Origin of the sequence: Kytococcus sp. HMSC28H12, from assembly GCF_001816045.1 — a bacterium.
GTDB classification, from domain to species: Bacteria; Actinomycetota; Actinomycetes; order Actinomycetales; family Dermatophilaceae; genus Kytococcus; species Kytococcus schroeteri.
The window spans coordinates 1-7,233 of record NZ_KV824321.1 but is presented as its reverse complement, the minus strand read 5'-3'; the positions used below and the strand labels follow the sequence as shown (position 1 = coordinate 7,233).

8 protein-coding genes are annotated in these 7,233 nt (G+C 70.4%); 7 read left to right on the top strand and 1 reads right to left on the bottom strand.

Features of this window, described 5'->3' with window-relative positions; all coding sequences use genetic code 11:
- On the bottom strand, positions 1-679 hold a 679-nt coding region (locus HMPREF3099_RS02635; RefSeq protein WP_070703694.1), incomplete at its 3' end, for an SCO2322 family protein.
- 80 nt (positions 680-759) lie between these two features.
- Here HMPREF3099_RS02635 and HMPREF3099_RS02630 point away from each other — a divergent pair.
- The 7 genes from HMPREF3099_RS02630 (at position 760) to HMPREF3099_RS02600 (ending at position 7,184) form a co-directional block, all read left to right on the top strand.
- Positions 760-1,380 (top strand): DUF3043 domain-containing protein, encoded by a 621-nt coding sequence (locus tag HMPREF3099_RS02630; RefSeq protein WP_070703692.1) that lies wholly within the window; start codon positions 760-762, stop codon positions 1,378-1,380.
- A gap of 31 nt (positions 1,381-1,411) precedes the next feature.
- Positions 1,412-2,776 (top strand): dipeptidase, encoded by a 1,365-nt coding sequence (locus HMPREF3099_RS02625; protein WP_070703690.1) that lies wholly within the window; start codon positions 1,412-1,414, stop codon positions 2,774-2,776.
- A gap of 97 nt (positions 2,777-2,873) precedes the next feature.
- On the top strand, positions 2,874-3,233 hold the full coding sequence (locus HMPREF3099_RS02620; protein WP_070703688.1) for a HesB/IscA family protein: 360 nt from the start codon (positions 2,874-2,876) through the stop codon (positions 3,231-3,233).
- Between the two features lie 43 nt (positions 3,234-3,276).
- Positions 3,277-3,972: a leucyl/phenylalanyl-tRNA--protein transferase gene (aat, locus tag HMPREF3099_RS02615; RefSeq protein WP_070703687.1), complete on the top strand. Its 696-nt coding sequence runs from the start codon at positions 3,277-3,279 to the stop codon at positions 3,970-3,972.
- A 150-nt stretch (positions 3,973-4,122) separates the two neighbouring features.
- The gene (gene coxB / locus HMPREF3099_RS02610) at positions 4,123-4,962 is read left to right on the top strand and encodes an aa3-type cytochrome oxidase subunit II (RefSeq protein ID WP_237769709.1); all 840 of its coding nucleotides are present in this window, start codon (positions 4,123-4,125) and stop codon (positions 4,960-4,962) included.
- Positions 4,962-6,770 carry an aa3-type cytochrome oxidase subunit I gene (gene ctaD / locus HMPREF3099_RS02605; protein WP_070703683.1) on the top strand — a complete coding sequence of 603 codons (1,809 nt, stop codon included), beginning with the start codon at positions 4,962-4,964 and terminating at the stop codon, positions 6,768-6,770. Before coxB ends, ctaD begins: the two co-directional genes overlap by 1 nt.
- A 9-nt stretch (positions 6,771-6,779) precedes the next feature.
- Positions 6,780-7,184 (top strand): cytochrome c oxidase subunit 4, encoded by a 405-nt coding sequence (locus HMPREF3099_RS02600; protein WP_070703681.1) that lies wholly within the window; start codon positions 6,780-6,782, stop codon positions 7,182-7,184.
- Positions 7,185-7,233: the final 49 nt, after the last annotated feature.

Sequence of the window (7,233 nt, the reverse complement as noted above, 5' to 3'; positions counted from 1 at the left end):
AGGGGGACGGGGAGGCCTCGGGGGAGGGGGTCGCCGCGGGCGCCGTGTCCGGGTCGGTGGGCTCGGGGGCCGTGCGCCGCACGGGCTCCACCGGCTCCTCGGTGGCCTCCAGCACGGCCGGGTCCGCGTCGGCCACGCGGTTGGCCGAGCAGCCCTCGGCCGGGTGACCGTCGACGGCGCACACCATCGGCGGGGTGCCCTGCACGTCGAGCGCGTGGCGCACGGTGGCGACCAGGGTCGCGTCCACCGGGGCCACGGCGCAGGCCGTCTCCACCTGCGGGGCGTCCTGCGGGCGGGAGGCGGACTCCTCGGGGCGACCGTGGTCCACCACCACGCCGACCCGCTTGGTGCCGGCCTCCGGCGCGGTCCGGCCGCACACCTCCTCGAACGACGGCGTCGCGCGCGGGGAGCGACCGTTGGTGGCCGACGCCGGGAGCAGGGCGAAGCGCAGCCCGACGACGGATCCGTCGGCGGGGACCTCCTCGGTGGCGCTGCGCTCGGGCACCTGCCAGCTGGTGCCCTGCAGCGTCCAGGTCGACCAGTACCGGTGGGCGGGCTCGGCGTGGGCGGGGGAGGCCGCCGAGAGGGCGGCGGTGACCGTGAGGGCCAGGGCCAGCGCCGTGCGGGGGCGGCGGGGCCCGGGAGCGTCCCGGCGTCCTCGGTCCGTCGTGCGGTCCATCGTGGTCCCTCCCCCTCGGTGGGTGCGTTCGGTGCCGGCTGGTCTGCGTCGCGCAGTATGTCACCACGTACCCTTCGCCCATGGCCCACCGAGACACCGTGCAGACCGAGGAACCCCAGCCCGTGGAGGAGGTGGACACCCGCCCCGAGGGCCAGCGGAAGAAGGGGCGCCCCACCCCCAAGCGACGCGAGGCGCAGGCCGCCCGCCGCAAGCCGCTGGTGGTGACCGACCGCAAGGCCGCCAAGGAGGCCGAGCGTCGCGAGCGCGCCGAGGAGCGGGCCCGTGCCCGCCAGGGGATGCTCGACGGGGACGACGCCTACCTGCCGGCGCGCGACCGTGGTCCGGTGCGTGCCTACGTGCGTGACCGCGTGGACTCTCGCTTCACCGTCGGGCAGGTCATGCTGCCGATCCTGCTGGTGACCCTGCTGCTCACCGTCGTGATGATCGCCCGCCCGGAGCTGGCCGCCACCTTCCGCCTGCCGATCTTCGTGCTCGTCTACGGGATGCTCGTCGCCGGGCTCGTGGACGGTTGGCTGCTGGCCCGCCGCCTGAGGGGCGAGGTCGCCCGCGTGTTCCCGCGCCGGGCCGAGGAGGGCAAGGGCCTGGCCACCTACGTCATCCTGCGCTCCTTCCAGATGCGCGGCGCCCGCACCCCGCGCCCGGCCGTGGGCCGCGGCGAGAAGCCCCGCGCCCTGCGCTGAGCGCCCGCGGGCACCGCATAGGGTCGGGGACATGACCCAGAACACACCCGCCCCCGCACCCCGGCGCGACGACGCCGCCCTGCGCCAGGCCGTCCTGGACGGCATGCCGCAGGTGATCGACGAGCTGGTGGAGCTCGCCCGCATCCCCAGCGTGTCGATGCCGTCCTTCGACCAGTCCCACGTGCAGGCCTCCGCCGAGGCCACCGCCCGCCTGCTGGAGGGCGCCGGCCTCGAGGTGGAGATCGTCACCGAGGGTGGGGCGCCGGCGGTCATCGGCACGCTCCCGGCGCCGGAGGGCGCCCCCACGGTGCTGCTCTACGCCCACCACGACGTGCAGCCGCCCGGGGACGAGGCCGACTGGGACACCCCGCCCTTCGAGCCCACCCGCAAGGGGGACCGCCTCTTCGGCCGCGGGTGCGCCGACGACAAGGCGGGCGTCATGGCCCACGTCGCCGCCCTGCGGGCCCACGACGGACGCCCGCCGGTGGGTGTCACCGTCTTCGTGGAGGGGGAGGAGGAGTACGGCTCCGAGAGCCTCCCGGACATCCTCGAGAAGCACGGCGACAAGCTGGCCTGCGATGCCATCGTCCTGGCCGACTCGGCCAACTGGAAGGTCGGCGTGCCGGCCCTGACCACCTCCCTGCGCGGCATGGTGCGCGTGCAGGTGACGGTCTCCACGCTCTCCCACGCGGTGCACTCGGGTATGTACGGCGGCCCGGCCATGGACTCGCTCACCGCTTTCTCCCGCCTGGCCGCCAGCCTGCACGACGAGGCCGGCGACGTGGCCGTCAAGGGCCTGGCCGTCGACCCGGTGGGGGACCTGGATATGGACGAGGCCGACTTCCGCAGCGAGTCCGGGATGCTCCCCGACAGCCGGCTCGTCGGCACCGGCAGCCTCACCGAGCGCCTGTGGGCCAAGCCGACCGCCAGCGTCATCGGCGTGGACGCCCCGCGGGTCTCCGAGGCCTCCAACACCCTGCTGGCCAGCACCACCGGTCTGCTGTCCTTCCGCCTGGCGCCCTCGCAGGACCCGCAGGCCGCCTTCGAGGCCATCGAGGCGCACCTCCGCGAGTACGCGCCCTGGGGTGCCACCCTCGAGGTGACCCTGCAGGACGCCGGCAGCGGCTTCCGCGCCGACGCCTCCGGCCCGGCCTACGACGCGGCGCGCAGCGCCTTCGGCGCTGCCTGGGGCACCGACGCCGTCGACATCGGTCTGGGCGGCTCCATCCCGTTCATCGCGATGTTCGCCGAGAAGTTCCCCGAGGCGTCCATCCTCGTGACCGGCGTGGAGGACCCCGACACCCGCGCCCACGGCGCCAACGAGAGCCTGCACCTGGGGGAGTTCGAGAAGGTCTGCGTCGCCGAGGCGCTCCTGCTCTCGAGCCTCGCCGACTGACCGGCGCCCCCGCCGCCTCGTCCCCGTCGGGAATGCCCGGCGGGGACGAGGCGTACCCTTGAGGACCCATCAAGCCGCACCCCGAGTGAGGACAGACATGACCGTCCAGGACCAGACCACCTCCGAGGCCACCCACGGCGTCACCCTGACCCCGGTCGCCGCCGACAAGGTCAAGAGCCTGCTCGCCCAGGAGGGCCGCGACGACCTGCGCCTGCGCATCGGTGTGCAGCCCGGTGGGTGCTCCGGCCTGATCTACCAGCTGTACTTCGACGAGCGCACGCTCGACGGTGACCTGACCCGTGACTTCGACGGCGTCGAGGTGGTCGTGGACCGCATGAGCGCCCCCTACCTCGACGGCGCGTCCATCGACTTCGCCGACACCATCGAGAAGCAGGGCTTCACCATCGACAACCCGAACGCGGGCAGCTCCTGCGCCTGTGGTGACTCCTTCAGCTGAGTCCGGGCACCGCACGGCTCACCCCCACCGGAGGGGGTGAGCCGTGCGTCTGCGGTGCCGTCTGGACTTCGCGGCCGCGGTCGCCAGCGCCGTGCCGGGGGACGACCTCGTCGGCGTCGGGGGCGACCTGGCCCCGGAGACGCTCCTGTCGGCCTACACGCACGGCGTGTTCCCGATGGGGGTCGGGGGAGGCGGCAGCGGGCCGGTCGGCTGGTGGTTCCCCGAGGAGCGGGGGGTGCTCCTGCCCGGGGGGCTGCACGTGAGCCGGTCCCTGCGCCGGTCGATGCGGGCGTTCACCCTGACCACCGACGCCGCCTTCGACGACGTGGTCGCCGCCTGCGCCGACCCCCGGCGCGAGGGCGCGTGGATCACCCCGACGGTTCGGCGGGCCTACGGCCGGTTGCACCGGCTGGGCCACGCCCACAGCGTGGAGGTGTGGCAGGAGAGCCGGCTGGTGGGCGGCCTCTACGGGGTGGGGATCGGGGGCTTCTTCGCGGGGGAGTCGATGTTCCATCACGTCACGGACGCCTCGAAGGCGGCGATGGTGGGCATGGCGCGCGTCATGGACGTGGTGGGGGAGCGGGGGCTGGTCGACGTGCAGTGGCGCACCGACCACCTCGCCTCGATGGGGGTGACCACGCTGCCGCGCGCGGAGTACCTGCGGCGCCTGGACGCCGCCACCGACGAGGATGATCCGTGGCGGCGAGCCGCCCCCGTGGCGAACTCCGACGTTGGGTAGGATGATGGGGCAACTGCAGTGCATGCCCCTGAACCGCGTGCACTGACGACACAGCTTCACGGAAGGTGGCATCGAGTGCACAGGCACCCCGATCACACACGGCGCTGGAAGCGCCCCGCGGTCCTGGCCGGAGCGGCCACCATCGGTGCGATGGTCCTGAGCGCCTGCGGGAGCTCGGACCAGATCGCCCGCGGGTACCTCCCCGAGGGCGCCAGCGAGAATGCCGACGGCGTCATCTCGTTCTGGGTGGGCATGTGGATCGCCGCCCTGGCGGTCGGCATCCTGGTGTGGGGCCTGATGCTCTGGTGCGTGCTGGCCTACCGCCGCAAGAACGACGCCGAGGTCCCCAAGCAGTTCCGGTACAACGTGCCGATCGAGATCCTCTACACGGTCGTGCCGATCGTCATGGTCGCCGCGCTCTTCGTGCAGAACGTGAAGACCGAGGACGCGCTCATGAGCGTCGAGCAGGAGCCGCAGAACATCGTCAACGTCGCCGGCAAGCAGTGGAGCTGGGACTTCAACTACCTGAGCGACGACGTGCACGACTCCGGCCAGCAGGCCGTGCTCACGGGCAAGGACGGTGTGGCCGACAAGCTGCCCACCCTGTACCTGCCGGTCAACGAGCGCACCGAGTTCGTGCTCACCTCGCGCGACGTCATCCACTCCTTCTGGGTGCCCCAGTTCCTCCAGAAGCTGGACATGATCCCGGGTGTGGTGAACCGCTTTCAGGTGACCCCCACCAAGGTGGGCACCTACCAGGGCAAGTGTGCCGAGCTCTGCGGCACCTACCACTCGGAGATGCTCTTCCCGGTGAAGGTGGTCGAGCGCGACGAGTACGACAAGCAGATGAAGAAGCTGGCCGACGACGGCAAGCAGGGCTTCCTGGACACCGGCTACGACCGCAAGGAGCTGATCCAGGGTGAGAAGGGCGTGCACGAGCGCGACCCGAAGCACAACGAGTGGATCAGCAAGGGCGGGAAGGACAACTGATGGCTACCATCTCTCACCCCGGGGTCGCCCCCCGCGTGGCTGACGAGGCGCACAGCGTGGCTCGTCCGCAAACGCGGGCCGGTGCCCTGGCGGTCAAGTACCTGACGACCACCGACCACAAGGTGATCGGAAACCTCTACTTCATCACCACCGTGGCGTGGTTCTGCCTCGGCGGGCTCATGGCGCTGTTCATCCGCGCCGAGCTGTTCGACCCGGGCATGCAGGTCCTGCAGTCCAAGGACCAGTTCAACGCGCTGTTCACCATGCACGGCACGATCATGCTGCTGCTCTTCGCGACGCCGCTCTTCGCGGGCTTCGCGAACGCGCTCATGCCGCTGCAGATCGGCGCCCCGGACGTGGCCTTCCCGCGTCTGAACATGTTCGCCTACTGGCTCTACCTGTTCGGTGGCCTCATCGCCGCCGCCAGCTTCCTGTCCCCGGACGGCGCTGCCTCCTTCGGCTGGTTCGCCTACCAGCCGCTGGCCGGCCCCACCTACAGCCCCGGGCTGGGTGGTGACCTCTGGGTCATGGGTCTGGGTCTGAGTGGTTTCGGAACCATCCTTGGTTCGGTGAACTTCATCGTCACGATCATCTGCATGCGTGCGCCGGGCATGACCATGTTCCGTATGCCGATCTTCACCTGGACCGTCCTGGTGACCTCGATCCTGGTGCTGCTGGTCTTCCCGGTGCTGACCGCCGCCATGTTCGGCATGGCCGCCGACCGCATCGTCGGCACGCACATCTACGACGTCTCCAACGGTGGCGCCATGCTGTGGCAGCACCTGTTCTGGTTCTTCGGCCACCCCGAGGTGTACATCATCGCCCTGCCGTTCTTCGGCATCATCAGCGAGATCGTCCCGGTGTTCAGCCGCAAGCCGATCTTCGGCTACAAGACCCTGATCATGGCGACGATCACCATCGCCGCGCTGTCGATGTCCGTGTGGGCCCACCACATGTTCGGCACCGGCCAGGTGCTGCTGCCCTTCTTCTCCGTGATGACCATGCTCATCGCGGTGCCCACCGGCGTGAAGTTCTTCAACTGGATCGGCACCATGTGGGGCGGCTCGCTGAGCTTCGAGACCCCGATGCTGTGGTCGCTCGGCTTCCTCGTGACCTTCCTCTTCGGTGGTCTGACCGGCATCGTCCTGTCCGCCCCCGCGGTGGACCTGCACCTGACGGACTCCTACTTCGTGGTGGCCCACTTCCACTACGTGATCTTCGGAACCGTGGTGTTCGCGATGTTCGCGGGCTTCTACTTCTGGTGGCCCAAGTTCACCGGCAAGATGCTCAACGAGACCCTGGGCAAGATCCACTTCTGGATCCTGTTCTTCGGCTTCCACATCACCTTCCTGGTGCAGCACGTGCTGGGTGTCGAGGGCATGCCGCGTCGTTACGCCGACTACATGGTCGAGGACGGGTTCACCTTCCTGAACCAGATCTCCACGGTCGGTGCGTTCATGCTCGCCGTCTCGATGCTGCCGTTCTTCTGGAACGTCTACATCACCGCCAAGAAGGGCGAGAAGGTCGACGTGGACGACCCGTGGGGCTGGGGCTCCTCCCTCGAGTGGGCCACCAGCTGCCCGCCGCCGCGCCACAACTTCAACGCCATCCCGCGCATCCGCTCCGAGCGCCCGGTGTTCGACCTCAACCACCCCGAGGTCGCCGCGCTGGACGCCCCGACCCCCGACTCCGGTGTCATGGGCCAGCTGGCCGACGCCCCGGACGAGGGCGGCGTCAAGGAGGACGGTCGCCACGACAACGCCGACTACGGTGACGCCCGCGCCACCGTTCGCACCACGGACAAGTGAGGAACGCCCATGAAGGTTGAAGGCAAGCTCTTCTGGTACCTGGTTCCTCCGTTCCTGGCCTTCTGGCTGCTGTACGGCTTCTGGAGTGGCTGGAACGAGCCGGTCGGCTGGGTCGGCCTGCTGCTCTGCGCCGGCATGGTGGGCATGATCGGCTGGTACATCGGCGTCACCGCCAAGACCCTCCCGGCCACCCGCCCGGAGGACGACCGCTACGGCCACATCGACCAGGTCGCCGGTCACTACGGCAACTTCGCGCCGTACTCCTGGCAGCCGCTGTGGCTCGCCCTGTCCGGTGCCGTCGTCTTCATGGGCGTGGCCATCGGCTGGTGGATGGTGGTGCTCGGCATGGCCATGCTGATCTTCTCCGTGATCGGCTGGACCTACGAGTACTTCTCCGGTCCGCACCACGTCTGAGGCCCAGCGCCGCACACACGAAGGAGCCCGCCCCCTGGACAGGGGGCGG